Raw genomic sequence first — 15,420 nt, forward strand, 5'->3', positions numbered from 1 at the left:
CGGCTATTCCAGGGCTGCGTTGAGCGGATTGCTCTGGGCCACGGTCGTGACGACGAGCGAGAGCCTCACTCAACCAACAAGAACCCTTGAACCTGTCGAATTCGCGCAGCTGTTTTCCCAGGTCGGCGTGTCATACGCGCTTGGCGGAATTCTGATTTCGATACTGACAGTCGAGATCGAGGCCCGGTTTCACAGCTGGAAGGGCTGGTTTGCGGCGGCGCTGACAATCCTGTCGGCGACCGCGCTGCATCTGGCAGTCACGCGGCTGGCATTCCGGCTGATGCCCCAAACCGGCATCGGTGCCATGCTCACCTTTGTCCCTGAGTTCTCGCAGCAGGCCGCATTCGCGCTTTGGGTCTTCGTCGTTTACGGCGGAGCCTATATCGGCGCTCTCTTTCTGTTTCTGCGATCGATAAGGCGGCATACGCAGTCGCGAGACCTAGAACGTGCGCGATTGGCAACTGATGCGCGCATCAATCGAGCGATCGCCGATGACCGAAGCCGCCTGATCCAGCCGGAGCTGCTGCTCGCCTCGATGGCCGAGCTTTCGCGTCGCTACGTCGAAGACCCAAATCGCGCGGAATGGCTGCTCGACAAGTTGGTCAGGTTCCTGCGTTCGGTCCAGTCCGCCATGCCGAAGCGTACTTCCAGCCTCGCTGCCGCACTTGACCTGATTGCCAATCATGCAGACCTATGCCGCGCCCTTGAACGTCCATGTTGCGCGCTTGAACTGCAACCGGGAATCGAAACCGCCACAATCCCGTTCCCGCCGCTTGTTCTTACTTCACTGCTGGATGCGTTCACGAGCTTCATGCCCGCAGGCGAGCAATTTAGGCTGCGCGTGGGGCGCCAGCAACGCGAGACGCAAATCCTGATCGATGGTGACGGGTGCAACTGGGGACAGGTATTTCCCGACACGATCGAGCGCCGGGCGCGTGCGGCACTTCATGCCATGGGTGGACGGTTGTCATGGCTGCGGGAACCGCCGTCGGAATGCTCGACCGAACCGCCGTTCGTTTGTCTGCAGATTTTGTTGCCGTCTGAGCACTCGTCACATTGGCAGGACGCAGTAGGGGAGATCCAACGATGACCAATTTTCCGAGAATGAGAAGCTTGCGGATATTCGCGGTGGCAGCAATTGCCACCTTTTCGCTTGCCCTATCCGCGCAAGACGCGACGAAGGTGCAGCCACGCAGTTATCAAGTTGTTTTCGAGAACGACGAGGTTCGCGTGATCCGTTACGCCGCGCTGCCTGGCATGGGGGTATGCGGAACCGGCGTGCACTCCCATCCACGCCACCTCACGATCCTGCTAACCCCGGCACGGGTTCGCGTCACAGAGAATGGAAAGACCTTTGTGGCTGTGAACAAGGAAGGCGACGTCTTCTGGAGCGAGGCGGGCAGACATGAAACCGAGAATATATCCGGCAGGGGTGTTCGCTCGCTGATCGTCGAATTCAAGCGGCCGCGGAAATCATGAACGATCGCAGACATCGCCATACCGCAGTCGTAGCGGAGGACGAAGACGTCCTGCGAGAGGAGCTGATCTGCCACCTCAAACAATTATGGCCCACGCTCAAGATCGTCGGTGCCGCCGGCGACGGGATCAAGGCGCTTTCATTGGTGGAACGGTTCAAACCTGACGTCGTGTTTCTCGATATCCAGATGCCAGGATTGACCGGAATTGATGTAGCCCGACAAATCGACGGCCACTGTCATGTCGTCTTCGCGACCGCATACGACGAATACGCCGTGGCTGCCTTTGAGCAGGGCGCAGTCGATTACCTCATGAAGCCTTATGACCTGGCCCGTCTCGCTCAGGCAGTGGAGCGGGTCCGCACACGGGTCGATACGGAAAGTCCCGCCTCGCTCGAGTTCGTCCTTGACGAAATATCGCGCATTTCCGCACCAAGGAAATTCCTCCAATGGATCAAGGCGTCGGTAGGAAACGAAATAGAGCTGATCTTTGTGGACGACATCTGTTTTTTTCAGGCCGACACAAAGTACACGACCGTTGCCACAGCCACCGGCGATGCGATCATTCGAACCTCGCTCAAGCAGTTGCGCAACGAACTTGATCCTGACGTCTTCATTCCCATCCATCGATCGACGATCGTCAATATTCGAGCAATCAGCAAAGTAAGCCGCGGCCTTGACGGGAGCATGCAGATCCAGTTGAAGGATCGTCCCGAGCGCCTCCCTGTTAGTGATGCGAATCGTAACATTTTCAAGATGATGTAATCGCTCCCGTTATGAATTGAACGACCGCTTTTGGCGCCTTCAAAACTAGGCTCAAATGACCGAGATAGGGGCGCGAAGCCGACGCGCCGGCTCGCTCCGCGGAACGTCCGCTATCCCAACCTTCGCTACTGAAAACGGACTAACCGGAACGTCCGCATGAGCTGTCGTTCCCAAGCCTGAAATTGGCTCAATGGTGGTTTCGATCACTCTGCGCCGCATATAAAACTCTAGGACCAGTGCAATACAGCGGATACCCCTAGGAGCAGGGCGGCCAACTTGAAAGAGGCGCAGCAAAGCCACTTCCGGTGCGTGACCATAGCTAAGCGCGAGATGCCCATACTTAAGGCTTGTCAGCACTCAATGCCTTATCGACCAGACTGCGAATTGCTTCTGCCCGGGAGGGAATTGGCTTTTGCTTTCCCCGCCAATCATCAAGGCGGTCGATCCAACTGTGCGTAGCACGCATCTCGAAGCGGACGGACAACTGTTCCTCGGCCATGGCAATTACGTAACACCCATTGACAGTGGGGTCAACTTACGTAACCAGTGGTGAACCGGTTGAAGGCGGCCACCTCCAACCGGTTCTGACCACAATTCGTTTATGGAGAACGATCATGGCTTTTGCCGCTTTACCGTTGCGCGCCCTTGCTGCGCAAGAAGGGCAGGCATTTCACATTACCTTTGGGGATCTGCGGGACATTCGGGCTACTTTGAGGTTTGATGCCATCGGCCTCGACCATCTCCTTCTCTCAAGTCTTGTTGTGAGGTCGAAATGACCGAGGCTAAAAGGAAACCTGTGTATCGAGCAACGCCAGGATGCCGGCTCGGCTGCGAATTATGCGAGGTGAGTTGTGCCGTCGCCACCAGAATTCGCGATGATATCGCTGCTCAACTCGTCCGGGCTGAAGCCGCTGTTCTGGCCATGCGTCCTAAAATACAGATGACCCGGCACTGAGTTTGCCTGCTGTTTACGATCGTCTGGATAGCAAAGACACTTCACCATTAAGTCTCTGAAGTGTGCAGGTTTTCCGCACAGGTAATTTTTCTCTTTATTTGTAGGAAAAGGTCCCTTAGGCCGAGGTCATGCCTCTTCCAGCCTCCCTCTTCCAAGGTCGCTACACCCGCCAGCAGATCGCAAATGCGGTTGGAATCGCAAGCGATCTTCTCGCCTACTGGATCAGGGAAGGCCTGCTGATCGCGGCCGAAGGCGAAGGGCTTGGCAAAGGCAAGCACAGGTTCTTCGGGTTTGAGGCCGTGCACATCGCGGCAGTGTTGAAGGAACTTGGGCGTTACGGCGTCCAGACGGCCGGGCTGAAGCAGGTGGCGTCGCTTCTATGGGGTGTCTTCGCCTTTGGTTCGAAGCACCCGGACATCACCGAAAGCGACATGCTTCGAGCGGCCTATCTGCGCAGAGCCCGGGCAAAATATCCAGCGCGGGCTTCGCTTGCTCAGGGGGAGGAAGAGGCCTCGAGAGAGGATTACGGCAGTTTCGAGGATTGGCTCGAGCATCATACGGACACGACCGAGAAGGCATTCGAAATCGAACCGTGGCTCGATGAAAAGGCGCAGCTGCGGTTCGCACTCTACTTTGATCTGTTCGCAGAGAATGTCTTCGATCAGGAGCACACACGCTGGATGTTTTTCCATGAGGACGACCAGCTGATTGCTGTTCCTGAGGAATTCTACACTGGACCGTACGATCTGGAAAACGTGCCCAGCTACATCATGGTTGACCTGTCACTGATCATCAAGCCGCTCTGGATGCTCTAGCCGGCAGCATCAACGAAAACGGGCCGAGCGATGCGCCAACATCGTCCCGACCCTCACCACAATCGATCCTGGAGGAACACATGGCTGAGAAGCCCCATATCACACAAGACACTGAACAACAGCCCACGCGTGAGATGTACGTTTTCGGTGGGCGTGCCCCCATGGCGATCCTTCGGCTCCCCGCCGTCAGAGCGCGTACCGGGCTGAGCCGGGCGACCATCTACCGCAAAATCCAAAGTGCCGAGTTTCCCCGACCGCACCCGTTGAGCCAGCGGGCCGTGGGATGGCTGGAATCCGACATTGAAGCCTGGATCTCCAGCTGCATCGCGGGAGGTGCAAATGACCACTGAAATTGGGGGCATTTATGGGGGCATTGACGCAGTTCTTGAAACAGAAAATAGCTATAACTCAAGTAGTTATGATGTTAATCAAGACTCCCTCCCGCTCCGCCACCTGGCTTGCACTTTCCCGAGATTGATCCGGTAGGTCCCATGCCACAGGTCCCTTGGAACGGACCGTTGGGCTCTGCCCTGGCGCTTTAATCTCTGCATTTTTCGTTCGCGTAATCGACCGGGGCGATGCCGGTCGATACAGTCCGGGATCCTCATGGCTGCCAGATGCGAACGTTGCGCGTCGGTGACGATGGCTTTGCGAACGGAGCCTTGCTTGTCGACAGCACGCCACATGTACACGCGTTGTCCGTCTATCCGATCAGTTCGTCGTTGACAGAGACAGGTTGGCGTCAGACCGGCGCGCGCTTATGACATGAAGGCTCGATCCTTTCGTGGCGACAGTGGAGAGGCGCCCGCCAAGCTCGGGCGAGCGCCTCCATCCTGTCTGCTCCTCACAGTCTGCTGAGACCGCCATCGGCCATGATGGTCTGGGCGGTGACGAAGCCGGAATCGTCACTCGTCAGGAACAGGACGGTGCCCACGATGTCGTCCGCCTCACCCACTCTCTTGATTGCCTGGCGCTGGGCGACCATCTCGAGAAGCTCCTCGGGATTGTTCGCCATGCCCGGAGAGCGGAAGGCGCCGGCGGCGACGGCGTTAACCGTGATCCCGTACTCGCCGAGATCGTTGGCAAGCCCGCGGGTGAAGCCGACCGCGCCCATCTTGCTCGCCGCGTAATGGGTAATGCCCGTGATCGCCAGCCAGGACGAGCCGGATCCGATGTTGACGATCCGACCCCAGCCGTTCGGCTTCATCAAGGGCAGGACCGCCTTGGTCATCAGAAACAGCGAATCCAGATTGATCGAAAGAACCTCGCGCCATTGCTCGAAATTCATGTCTTGAAATTTGAGGTTGGGGAAAATCCCGGCGTTGTTGACGAGGATATCGCAGCGGCCGAACACTTTGCCGACTTCGGCGCCAACGGCGGCGACTGCGGCCGGATCGGAAACATCGGCGCGCAAACCCAGAACCTCGTGGCCGGCATCCTTGAGCATGGCCACCGTTTCCGTTGGCTCGTTTCGACTGACGGCGACGACTTTGGCACCTCGTTCACCCAGTTGGCGGCAAATCGCCTGGCCCAGCCCTTTGCCAGCACCCGTGACGAGGGCTACGCGGCCGTGATGTGTTGCAAATGCCATATCAGAATATCTCCCTAATTCTTCCATTGAATTGGCGTAATTATAAATAAAGCATTCTTTTTTTATTTAATGAAATGGCTATGAATTGGTGACTTTGCGATTCAAGTCTTATTTTACACTGCCTATTTTTTAATTATCTGAATATCCATGTACTGACGACTGCTCAAGACACCCGGTTTCCGGACGATCCGGTGTCATTGCCCGCATCACTTCCGGCGATTCGAGAGACACGCTAATTGCACTGAGTGCAGATGTCACGTGACGTGGCAGAAAATTCGCAGGAGCCCGAACTTGAACTTGCATGCTGTAGCGGGCGGACGCAGCGTTCCACTCCGCAAAAGCGCGATCCCTGAAAAGTCTCATGGTGTTTCGGGAGACCAGTTGGCGCTGAATTTTCGAGGTATTTCAGCTGGCTGAGTGGATGGAGTCCAAACGCTGGGCCTGGTCCTGTCATTTGACGAGCTGCATCTTTCGCTCGCGTCTTCGGACGGGAAAGGTGTGATTTCCCCGCCCGATTGTTGTCACGCAATCGACCGGCTCAATCCGGGTCGATGCAGCCCGGTTCCCTGCCGCGGCTTCCTTCACTCAGCCTTTGATATCTCATCGCGCAGCTTTGAGCGTCTGCGCGAGTGCTTCTGCGGTGGCGGCGGAGGAGGCGGGGTTCTGGCCGGTGATCAGGAGGCCGTCGGTTACAACGTGGGGGTGCCAGTCGGGACCGCTCGAGAATGCGCCGCCCTTTGCCCTGAGTTCGTTCTCGACGAGGAACGGGACCACTTCGGTCAGGCCTACGGCGGCTTCTTCGGAATTGGTGAAGCCGGTGACATTCCGGCCTTCGACCAGCGGCCGGCCGTCGGACTTGCGCACGTGGCGCAGGACGCCGGGGGCGTGGCAGACGAGGGCGACGGGCTTTTGCGCGGCGAGGGTGCTTTCGATGAGTGCGATCGAATGACCGTCCTCTGCAAGGTCCCACAGCGGGCCGTGGCCACCGGGATAGAACACGGCGTCGAAGTCCTCGGCTCTCACGTCGGCCAGCCTGACGGTATGCGCCAACGCGTTCATGGCCTCGGCATCGGCCTCGAAGCGGCGGGTGTCGTCGGTCTGGGAATCGGGCTCGTTGCTCTTGGGGTCGAGCGGCGGGCGGCCGCCCTTGGGCGAGGCGAGGGTCAGCTGCGCGCCGGCCTGCTTGAGCGCGTAATAGGGCGCGGCGAGTTCCTCGAGCCAGAAGCCGGTCTTGTGGCCGGTCTCGCCGAGCCGATCGTGGGAGGTGAGGACGATCAGGACTTTCATGGACAACTCCTTGTTACGTTCTCGGCAGCCGGGCGAGGGCGTCGACAAGGGCGTCCACGTCGCTTTCATCGTGGTATAACCCGAAGCCGATGCGCAGGACGTCGCCTCGGACATCGACGATCACGTCCTCGCGGCCGAGCGTTGCCTTCCATAGCTGGGCACTGGGATGCGCGAACGCAAGGAAGCGCGCTTGCGGTCCGGGGCCGGGCGGGTTGAGCAGGGTGGCTGCGGCAAGCGGGGTTTTCGCGATGTTTGCGAGAAGGTGGCGCTTGAGGCTTTCGGTCTTCGCACTGATCGCCGCGGTATCGAGGCCCTCCTGCGCCAGCATCGCGCGCACCGCGTTGAAGCGGTAGAGCCCGGATGGATCGAAGGTGGCGCCAAGAAAGCGCCGCGCGTCGGCGGCATATTCGACGTGGCCCGATGGATCGGACAAGTCGGCGATCTCGGCATACCAGCCTGTAATCTGCGGTCTTTCGCCAAGGCCGGGCGGAGCGTGCATGATCGCCACGCCTTCGCCGGACATGGCGTACTTGTAGCCCCCTGCGAGGTAGAACAGCCGGTCTGCGACAAGCGACAGGTTGGTCTCGGCCGCCATGAAGCCGTGGTAGCCATCGACGACGATCCATGGCCCTTCGGTGCGGGCCAGCTCGGCAAGCCGGTCCAGTCCGGAGAAGATCTGCCCGGTGCCGAACATGACATGGCTGATCCAGACGAGATCGTGATCGCCCTCTTGCGCGCGGGTAATGAAACGGTCCTCGAAGTCCTCTCCGGCGAGGGGCACCGTTTCCAGTTCGATCACGCCGGCTTCCTGCCAGCGCGCGGCCTGTCGGCGAAAGCTGTGGAACTCGCCGTCGCTGGCCAGAATGCGCAAAGGACGACGCGGGTGGGCCGAAACGATGCGCACGAGGAAATCGTGCGTGTTCTGCGCAAAGACGACGGTGGACGGGTCGGGCAGGTTCAGCTCGGCGGCAACATGGCGCTGCGCTTCGGGCCAGACCTCGCCCATGATCCGATCCCACTTGCGGTCGGCAAGGGCGGCTGCGTCCTGCCAGCAGGCAAGGTGGCCGTCATGCGAGGCGTCCGGCCACAAGTGGTGCGAATGGGCGGCGAAGTGCAGCCTGCCGGGCGCAGCCTCGATGGCGCGGCTGAACAGGTGCTTGTGAGAGGTGCCCATGATTAAAGGCTGGTCCTGAGCGACCAGAGTTCGGGGAAGGCGCGCTTGGTCACGGTCGAGGCGAGATAGGGCACGCCCGATGTCCCGCCGGTACCGGGCTTGCCGCCGATGATGCGGCTGACCGTAAGCACGTGCTTGTGGCGCCAGGTGGACAGGGCATCGTCGATGTCGACCAGCTTTTCGGCGAGCTGATAGAGGTCCCAGTGACGGTGCGGATCGCGGTAGACTTCCAGCCATGCCGCCTCGACCTGGGGCGAGGGTTCGTAAGTCGCGCTGAAATCGCGCTCAAGCGCTTCGGGCGGCAGCGCGAAGCCGGCGCGGGCGAGCGCGCGATTGGCCTCGTCCCACAGGCTCGGCTGACACAGCGCCTGTTCCATCGCCGCGCGCGCATGGGGCCGGTCGGCCTGGAATTCGAGATGCCCCGCCTGCTTGAGGCCGAGCAGGAACTCCATCGTGCGGAACTGGTCGGACTGGAAGCCCGAACTGGTTCCCAGCACCGGGCGGAAGGTTGAGTAGTCGCTGGGCGTCATCGTCGCGAGGACTTCCCAGGCCAGCGTCATCACCGATTGGATGCGGCTGACCCGGGCGAGGCTCTTGTAGGCTTCGACCAGGGCGTCGCGCTGCACCAGCCCGATGGCAAGATGCAGTTCGGACAGGATTTGCTTGAGCCACAGTTCCTTGGTCTGGTGAATGACGATGAACAGCAGCTCGTCGTGTTCGTCGGAGACGGGGTGCTGGGCGGCGAGAAGATCGTCGAGCGCCAGGTAGCGCGCGTAAGTCATGTCTGTCATGGCCAAGGTTTGGACCATGCCCCGGCGGTCCGCAAGCGCAGGGCACTATCCCTCGTTTCGCTTGCATTGGCCCGGTTCTGGGAGGATCCTCGCGACTCCGGCGCACCGCCACAAGAGCGGGCAGGACTTCAGGAGATGCAAGCGCGAGGAGAGCGACATGAAGGCAACCAGCAACGGCGCGAAAGTCATTGCGCTCGTCGGACCGACGGGCGCAGGCAAGACGAGTCTGGCAGAAGCGATGCTGTTCGCGGCAGGAGCGATTACCAGACTGGGCGCAGTCAAGGACGGCAACAGCGTGGGCGATGCCAGTCCCGAGGCCCGATCCCGAGGCGGATCGACCGAGCTGAACCTCATGCGCTTTGGTTGGATGGAAGAGCCTTTCGTGCTGCTCGACGTCCCCGGCGCGCCCGGCTTTTCCGCCGATGCGGAGCAGGCGCTTGCGGTGGCCGACCTCGCTCTGGTGGTGATCGACCCCGATCCCGTGCGCGGCCCGCAGGCGGAGCCGATCCTGCGCCAGCTCGAGGCGATGGACATTCCGCGGGCGATCTTCGTCAACAGGATCGATCAGGCGCGCGGCAGCATCGAGGAACTGCTGGAAACGCTGCAGCCGCTGAGCGCCTCGGCGCTGGTGGCGCGGCAGATCCCCATCCGCGACGGCGAGCACATCGACGGCTTCGTCGATCTGGCGCTGGAGCGGGCCTATCACTACCGGCCTGGAAAGCCCTCCGAACAGATACCGATTCCCGCCGATCTCGAGGCAGTGGAGACCGCAGCGCGCTTTCACATGCTGGAGCAACTGGCCGATCATGACGACGTTCTCCTCGAGCAACTGCTGCTGGACGAAGTTCCCAGGCTCGATGTCATCTTCGGCGACCTGACCCGCGAAACGGCGCAAGGGCAGGCGGTGCCGGTCCTGTTCGGTTCGGCGATCAACGGGTTCGGCGTGCGGCGTCTGCTCAAGATGCTGCGGCATGACACGCCGCCGATGGAACAGGCGATGGAGCGCCTTGGCATCGGCGCGAACACTGCGCAGGTCTTCAAGATCATGAACGGCAGTTCGGTCGGTCGCCTCGCGCTCATGCGCCTGTTCGGCGGTGAGGTCCGCGAAGGGGCCGACTGGGTGGACGAAAGCGGCGAGGCGGTGCGGGCAGGGGCGCTCTTCGCCCTGCAGGGCAGCGCGGCGAACAAGCTGCAGCAGACCGATCCGGGCGATGTCGTCGGGATCGCCAAGCTCGACGATGTCTGCGCCGGGCAGCGCCTTGGCATGGCGGGGAACAGACCTGAACCTGCGGAGCCCCCGGCGATGCCGCCAACCAATTGTGCGCTCGCCATCGAGGTCAGGGACCACAAGGACGAAGTGCGCCTGTCTGCCGCCATCGGCAAGCTGGTGGAGGAAGATGCCGGACTCGCATGGGCGCCCGACGAAATGACCCATGAAATGCTGATCCGTGGCCGTACGGACGAACACCTCGCGGTCGCGCTCGAGCGGCTCAAGCGCCGTTACGGGGTGGACGTTTCCGCCAGCGCGCCGGCCATTCCCTATCGTGAGACCATCCGCAAGGCGGTGACGCAGCGCGGACGACACAAGAAGCAGTCGGGAGGCCATGGCCAGTTCGGCGACGTTGTGATCGAGGTTCGCCCGCTCCAGCGCGGCGAGGGCTTCCGCTTCGACGAGCGCATTACCGGCGGCGCGGTGCCCAGGCAGTGGATACCCTCGGTCGAACACGGCGTGCGCGATGCGATGGAGAGCGGGCCGCTAGGCTTCGAGGTGGTGGACGTTGCCGTTACCCTGGTCGATGGCTCCTTCCATACCGTCGACAGTTCCGAACTGGCGTTCCGGCTGGCCGGGCGGCTGGCGATGAGCGAGGCACTGGCTGCTGCGGGACCCTATCTGCTCGAACCCTTTGCCCATGTTGCGATCCGCGTCCCGGGCTCGGCGACCTCGCGCGTGACCTCACACCTCGCGAGCCGGCGAGGACAGATGCTCGGCATTGTCCCGCTCGAGGGCTGGTCGCGCTGGGACGTCATCGAAATGCTGCTGCCCGGTGCCGAACTGGCAGGGCTTGACGGCGAGCTGCGTTCGCTCAGTCAGGGCATGGCGCAGTTCGTGGCGCGCTTCGATCACTTTGCCGAAGTCAACGGCAAGCTGGCAAGCGCGATCATACAGAGTCGTCTCGAGCCGGCCTGACGCCTGAGGACAGACCATGCGCGAGGGGCGCCGCCGGGAGAGAACGGCGAACACATCGCCGGGCGCATCAGGGGCGATGCCCTGCCGATTCCATCGACGGAGGTCGATCAGCCGGACCCATGGAATCACGACCCGGAAAAACTGCCTGGGCGACAGCGACGAGATCAACGAAAACGTCGAATTGGTGTCGAGCCATTTCGGCTTAGTGGCAAATCCGGCTGCTTTTCACGTCAGCGCCAACCGCCTCGGGCAGGTCGAAGGGCAATGGCAACCCTTCCGGCCCCGCGCCCCTTTCGCCCGCTTCCGCGCCTGATCCGGGGCGCCGGAAACGGCGCGCTTGGGCACCTGCGAATGCGGGATGCGCCAGTATGCCTTGCAGTGCCCCCGGAGGGGATAATCTATCAATTTATCAGTGAGTTAATGGCGGAGAGGGTGGGATTCGAACCCACGGTACGGTTGCCCGTACACCGCATTTCGAGTGCGGCGCATTCGACCTCTCTGCCACCTCTCCGCTAGAGATCGCGATGGAGCGGGAAGGTCCCGCCGGGTCGAGCGAAGCGCGCCGTTAGCCCACTTGTTTGAGCTTGCCAACCCCCTGATTGGGAAATTGTGGGTATTCTTGGGGCGTCGCTTGTTTCGCACCCGCACAAAACCTATATTCGCGCTTATGAACAGAGCGTCCTTCTTTTCGCCACAGGCCGGACGCGTCATCGACGCGCCGTTCCAGACGCGGGCGCGATTCGCGATTGGCGACGTCGTTCGCCACAAGCAACACGACTTCCGCGGCGTCATCTTCGACATCGATCCGGTCTTCGCCAACAGCGAGGAATGGTACCAGTCGATCCCGCTCGAACTGCGGCCCAGCCGCGAGCAGCCATACTATCACCTCCTCGCGGAGAACGAGGATTCCAGCTACGTCGCCTACGTCAGCCAGGAGAACCTTCTGGACGATGCCGACGGCGGGCCGGTGGAGCATCCTTCCGTCTCCGAGATCTTCGAGGATTTCCGCAACGGCCGCTATCAGCTGCGTCGCGGCCTCGCCCACTGATTCAGTCCACTGATTTTGCCCACTGGTCCAGCCCGCTGAAGGCGGTGTTGCGGCGCTCGTCAGGCGACGCGCTCGTTCCTGGCTGCGTCAGTAGCGGGCAGGACGTGCAGCCAGCCTGACCCTCTCTGGCCTTGCAGAAGCTCGGTAACCGCCTCGGCCGCAAGCGGCTGTGCCATGAAGTAGCCCTGGACTTCGTGGCAGCCCACCCGGCGCAGGAAATCCAGCTGTGCACGCGTTTCCACGCCCTCGGCGGTGAGGTGCAGTCCATTCGCGCTGGCCAGGCTGACGATGGCCTCCACCAGCGCGGCGCCGGGTACCGTGTCCACGGCATTGACGAAGGAGCGGTCGATCTTGATGCGATCGACGGCGATGTCGCGGATGTGGCTGAGCGAGGAATAGCCGGTGCCGAAGTCGTCCAGGGCGCAGGTCACGCCAAGTTCGCGCAAGCTGTGCAGCGCTTCGGTCACTTCCAGCGACGCGGACATCAGCGCAGTTTCGGTCAGTTCGATCTCTAGCCGGCTGGGTGCGATGTCGGTTTCCTGCAGGATGCGTCTCACCGTGGTGACGAACAGCCGGCTGCGCACCTGGATCGGTGAGACGTTGACCGAGATCCGCAAGTCCGGCCAGGCGCGTGCATCGTTCATCGCCTTGCGCAGGACCCAGTTGCCCAGGACCTCGATATGGCCGGTTTCCTCGGCCGTGCGGATGAAGGCATCGGGCGTGACCAGACCGTTCTCGGGATGCTCCCATCGCAGCAGCGCCTCGACCGCCACGACCCTGCCGGTCGCCAGCAAATAGACCGGCTGGTAATGCAGCCTCAGCTGGCTGTCGCAATCGGCCAGGGCAACGCGCAGTTCGCGGTTGATGGTTTCGCGCTGGCGCACGTCCTCGTCCATGTTTGGCGTGAAGAAGGCATAGCGCCCTCTGCCGTCCATCTTCGCCTGGTAAAGCGCGATGTCGGCCTTGCGGGTCAGTTCGGTGCGTTCGAGGCTGTCGCGCGGGGCCAGGGCGACGCCGATGCTGCCGCCGATGAAGGCCTGGGTCGAGGCGAGGTCGAAGGGGCGTTCCAGCTGGGCCAGGATGCGCGAGCAGGCACGTTCGACCGCGGCCTGGCTTTCCGGTTCGACGAGGAGAATGGCGAATTCGTCGCCTCCCAGCCGCGCGACCATGTCGTAGCCGCGGATTTCCGCGCTCAGGCGATGGGCGACCAGCCGGATCAACCTGTCGCCCGCTGGGTGGCCGAGGCTGTCGTTGACCTGCTTGAACTGATCGAGGTCTATGTAGAGCAGGGCAAGCAGGGTGTTGTGGCGTCGGCATTGCGCCAGTGCCGCCTCGAGCCGGTTTTCGAACATCGCGCGATTGGCCAGCCCGGTGAGGGCATCGTGCATCGCCTGATGTTCTGCATGGCTGCGGCTTTGCTCAAGATCGTAGGTGCGGCGCGCCAGTCTGTTTGCCAGCAGGCAAATGATGATGCCTGAAAGGATCAGGACCGCAAGCAGGACCGGACCTACCGAGCTGATCACATTGTAGCCGGGCTTGAACGGGCGCCACACCATGTAGCCCACCACGGCGCCCTTCTGCGCCTGGAGCGGGATGGCCGTTTCGTCCGGATCGTTGCCGGGCGCGATCACGTAACGGGCTTCGTCGAGGCCGTAGTCCGCACCGATGCGGTTGAAGTAGCGCTTGTCGAGATAGGTGACCCCGACATGGACGTATTCGCTGCCGGGCCTCTGGCGGATCGCCCCGGTGTCGCTGACGATCGGCTTGACGCTGACGATCGCCGGGCGGCCGCGCAGCACGGCAAGGTCGCTCACCCCGGGCGATAGCATCGGCAGGGCATCGCTACCTTGTGCCGGAACCGGTTCGCTCCTGCGTAGCCTTGCGACCATCGGCGCCACGACGTCTTCGACGGCGATGTAGTTCTCCGGGACGATGCGTCTGCCATCGCGCATGCCATAGACGGGCCGGTCTTGCGGCGAGAGGACATAGACCTCGTCGATCCCCGCATATTCATTGAACCAGATGCCGAGATTGAGGTCGATCCAGTCGAGATCGAGCGGGCGCTTGCGCATCTGGAGCACGGCATCGTCCCAGATCGTCGAGGATTCCTGGACGTGACCGAGCCTCTCGATGCTTTCGCGCAGCACCATCCGCGCCAGCGCGCGGTCACGGTTGTTGGCCACACGGTCGACCTCGTGGCCCGACCAGACCAGCAGGCCCACGATCATGGCGACCACGGCGAGGAAGGAAATGACAATCGACGGCCCAAGGACATGGACCGGACGCTTGCCAGCCTGATATGAGGAAGCCTGACCCGACACGAGGCCGGGGCTATCAGGCTACGCCTGATTTTTCGTTAAGCCGACGACCGTAAACTGTCGTTCTCATGCGGCAAAGATCTTGCCGTGTCCGGCGGCGGTTCGCCGCCGCATCCGGCTGTCAGCCCTTGAGCTTCCAGCCAGAACGCAGCACGCGATAGACCACGAAGGCCAGCACGGCGTTGACGACGCCGATGCCGATGGCGCTGTGCAGCACGGCCATGTTGGTATCGCCGATGTCGCTCTGGCCCAGGAAGCCGAAGCGGAAGCCGGAGATGATGTAGAAAAAGGGATTGGCCCGGCTCACGGCCTGGAAAGCGGGAGCAAGCCTGTCGATCACGTAGAACGTGCCCGAAAGCAGTGAAAGCGGGGCGATGACGAAGTTGGTCACCGCCGCGTTGTGATCGAACTTTTCCGCCCAGATCGAGGATATGAAGCCGAGCAGGGCAAGGAAGACCGACCCCATCAGGCCGAACCAGACGACCGCCCAGGGATGGGCGACCGACAAGTCGACGCCGGGCCACAGCAGCATCGCCGCGCAAAGGGCCAAGCCGACGAGGACGGCGCGGGTCACGGCGGCGGCGACCATCGCCAGCATCAGTTCGCCTTCGCTGAGCGGCGGCATCAGGAAATCGATGATCGTTCCCTGGATCTTGCCCGAGAGGAACGAGAAGCTCGCATTGGCGAAGGCGTTCTGCATCATGCCCATGACGATCAGGCCCGGCGCCACGAAAGTCGCGAAGTTCACGCCGAGGATTTCGCGCCCGCCGCGACCCAGCGCGACAGTGAAAATCACGAGGAAGAGAAGGGTGGTGATCGCCGGTGCCCAGATGGTCTGGGTCTGCACCTTGAAGAAGCGGCGCACCTCCTTCATATAAAGGGTCTTGAGCCCCACCCAGTTCACCTGGTGGATCACAGGCTCGCCCTTCGTCGGAAACTGGCGTGGCTGCGGGATACCGGCAGGAGTCAGCATCTCGGTCGAATTCGTTTGATCGGCCATGAAGCGGCGACTA

16 protein-coding genes and 1 tRNA gene are annotated in these 15,420 nt (G+C 61.7%); 9 read left to right on the forward strand and 8 right to left on the reverse strand.

Annotated elements, in window-relative coordinates; genetic code table 11:
- The first annotated feature begins 19 nt into the window (after positions 1-19).
- The 3 genes from JI59_RS14740 to JI59_RS14750 are packed head-to-tail and all read left to right on the forward strand — an operon-like array spanning position 20 to position 2,240.
- Positions 20-1,090 (forward strand): LytS family sensor histidine kinase, encoded by a 1,071-nt coding sequence (locus tag JI59_RS14740; RefSeq protein ID WP_007011896.1) that lies wholly within the window; start codon positions 20-22, stop codon positions 1,088-1,090.
- Complete coding sequence (locus JI59_RS14745; protein ID WP_138921293.1) at positions 1,087-1,479, forward strand: cupin domain-containing protein; 393 nt, start codon at positions 1,087-1,089, stop codon at positions 1,477-1,479. The genes JI59_RS14740 and JI59_RS14745 overlap by 4 nt, the downstream gene beginning before the upstream one ends.
- Positions 1,476-2,240, forward strand: coding sequence for a LytR/AlgR family response regulator transcription factor (locus JI59_RS14750; protein WP_007011894.1), 765 nt, complete (start codon positions 1,476-1,478; stop codon positions 2,238-2,240). The genes JI59_RS14745 and JI59_RS14750 overlap by 4 nt, the downstream gene beginning before the upstream one ends.
- Before the next feature lie 340 nt (positions 2,241-2,580).
- On the opposite strand, the gene JI59_RS27390 is transcribed toward JI59_RS14750, so the two are convergent.
- Positions 2,581-2,739, reverse strand: a complete 159-nt coding sequence (locus JI59_RS27390; RefSeq protein ID WP_203226066.1) for a hypothetical protein — start codon at positions 2,737-2,739, stop codon at positions 2,581-2,583.
- A 115-nt stretch (positions 2,740-2,854) separates the two neighbouring features.
- On the opposite strand from JI59_RS27390, the gene JI59_RS27110 reads away from it, so the two are divergent.
- From JI59_RS27110 to JI59_RS14760, 3 genes are all read left to right on the forward strand, one after another.
- Complete coding sequence (locus JI59_RS27110; protein WP_153811636.1) at positions 2,855-3,016, forward strand: hypothetical protein; 162 nt, start codon at positions 2,855-2,857, stop codon at positions 3,014-3,016.
- A gap of 307 nt (positions 3,017-3,323) precedes the next feature.
- Complete coding sequence (locus JI59_RS14755) at positions 3,324-4,010, forward strand: MerR family transcriptional regulator (protein WP_007011893.1); 687 nt, start codon at positions 3,324-3,326, stop codon at positions 4,008-4,010.
- Positions 4,011-4,171: 161 nt separating this feature from the next.
- A complete protein-coding gene (locus tag JI59_RS14760) occupies positions 4,172-4,360 on the forward strand; it encodes a helix-turn-helix transcriptional regulator (protein WP_038577700.1) in 189 nt (62 codons plus the stop codon).
- Between the two features lie 494 nt (positions 4,361-4,854).
- Here JI59_RS14760 and JI59_RS14765 read toward each other — a convergent pair whose 3' ends face one another.
- The 4 genes from JI59_RS14765 to JI59_RS14780 form a co-directional block, all read right to left on the reverse strand.
- Positions 4,855-5,601 (reverse strand): SDR family NAD(P)-dependent oxidoreductase, encoded by a 747-nt coding sequence (locus JI59_RS14765; RefSeq protein WP_007011892.1) that lies wholly within the window; start codon positions 5,599-5,601, stop codon positions 4,855-4,857.
- Between the two features lie 600 nt (positions 5,602-6,201).
- Positions 6,202-6,888 (reverse strand): type 1 glutamine amidotransferase domain-containing protein, encoded by a 687-nt coding sequence (locus JI59_RS14770; protein WP_007011891.1) that lies wholly within the window; start codon positions 6,886-6,888, stop codon positions 6,202-6,204.
- A gap of 13 nt (positions 6,889-6,901) precedes the next feature.
- On the reverse strand, positions 6,902-8,062 hold the full coding sequence (locus JI59_RS14775) for an aminotransferase class V-fold PLP-dependent enzyme (protein ID WP_007011890.1): 1,161 nt from the start codon (positions 8,060-8,062) through the stop codon (positions 6,902-6,904).
- Between the two features lie 2 nt (positions 8,063-8,064).
- Positions 8,065-8,853, reverse strand: coding sequence for a tryptophan 2,3-dioxygenase (locus JI59_RS14780; protein ID WP_007011889.1), 789 nt, complete (start codon positions 8,851-8,853; stop codon positions 8,065-8,067).
- Positions 8,854-9,010: 157 nt separating this feature from the next.
- Here JI59_RS14780 and JI59_RS14785 point away from each other — a divergent pair, with 157 nt between their 5' ends.
- Both JI59_RS14785 and JI59_RS14790 read left to right on the forward strand, forming a co-directional pair.
- Entirely contained in the window at positions 9,011-11,041 is a 2,031-nt protein-coding gene (locus JI59_RS14785) for an elongation factor G (RefSeq protein ID WP_007011888.1), read from the forward strand.
- Between the two features lie 16 nt (positions 11,042-11,057).
- Positions 11,058-11,354, forward strand: a complete 297-nt coding sequence (locus JI59_RS14790; RefSeq protein WP_138921292.1) for a hypothetical protein — start codon at positions 11,058-11,060, stop codon at positions 11,352-11,354.
- Positions 11,355-11,462: 108 nt separating this feature from the next.
- On the opposite strand, the gene JI59_RS14795 is transcribed toward JI59_RS14790, so the two are convergent.
- Positions 11,463-11,552 (reverse strand) — tRNA-Ser (locus JI59_RS14795).
- 156 nt (positions 11,553-11,708) lie between these two features.
- Between JI59_RS14795 and hspQ the strand changes: the two genes are divergently transcribed.
- Positions 11,709-12,089 carry a heat shock protein HspQ gene (gene hspQ / locus JI59_RS14800; protein ID WP_007011886.1) on the forward strand — a complete coding sequence of 127 codons (381 nt, stop codon included), beginning with the start codon at positions 11,709-11,711 and terminating at the stop codon, positions 12,087-12,089.
- A 59-nt stretch (positions 12,090-12,148) separates the two neighbouring features.
- Here the strand turns inward: hspQ and JI59_RS14805 are convergent, their stop codons facing one another.
- Complete coding sequence (locus tag JI59_RS14805; protein ID WP_007011885.1) at positions 12,149-14,410, reverse strand: putative bifunctional diguanylate cyclase/phosphodiesterase; 2,262 nt, start codon at positions 14,408-14,410, stop codon at positions 12,149-12,151.
- A gap of 118 nt (positions 14,411-14,528) precedes the next feature.
- A complete protein-coding gene (locus tag JI59_RS14810) occupies positions 14,529-15,407 on the reverse strand; it encodes an ABC transporter permease (protein WP_038576274.1) in 879 nt (292 codons plus the stop codon).
- Positions 15,408-15,420 lie beyond the last annotated feature (13 nt).

This window comes from Novosphingobium pentaromativorans US6-1, assembly GCF_000767465.1.
Lineage (GTDB): Bacteria > Pseudomonadota > Alphaproteobacteria > Sphingomonadales > Sphingomonadaceae > Novosphingobium > Novosphingobium pentaromativorans.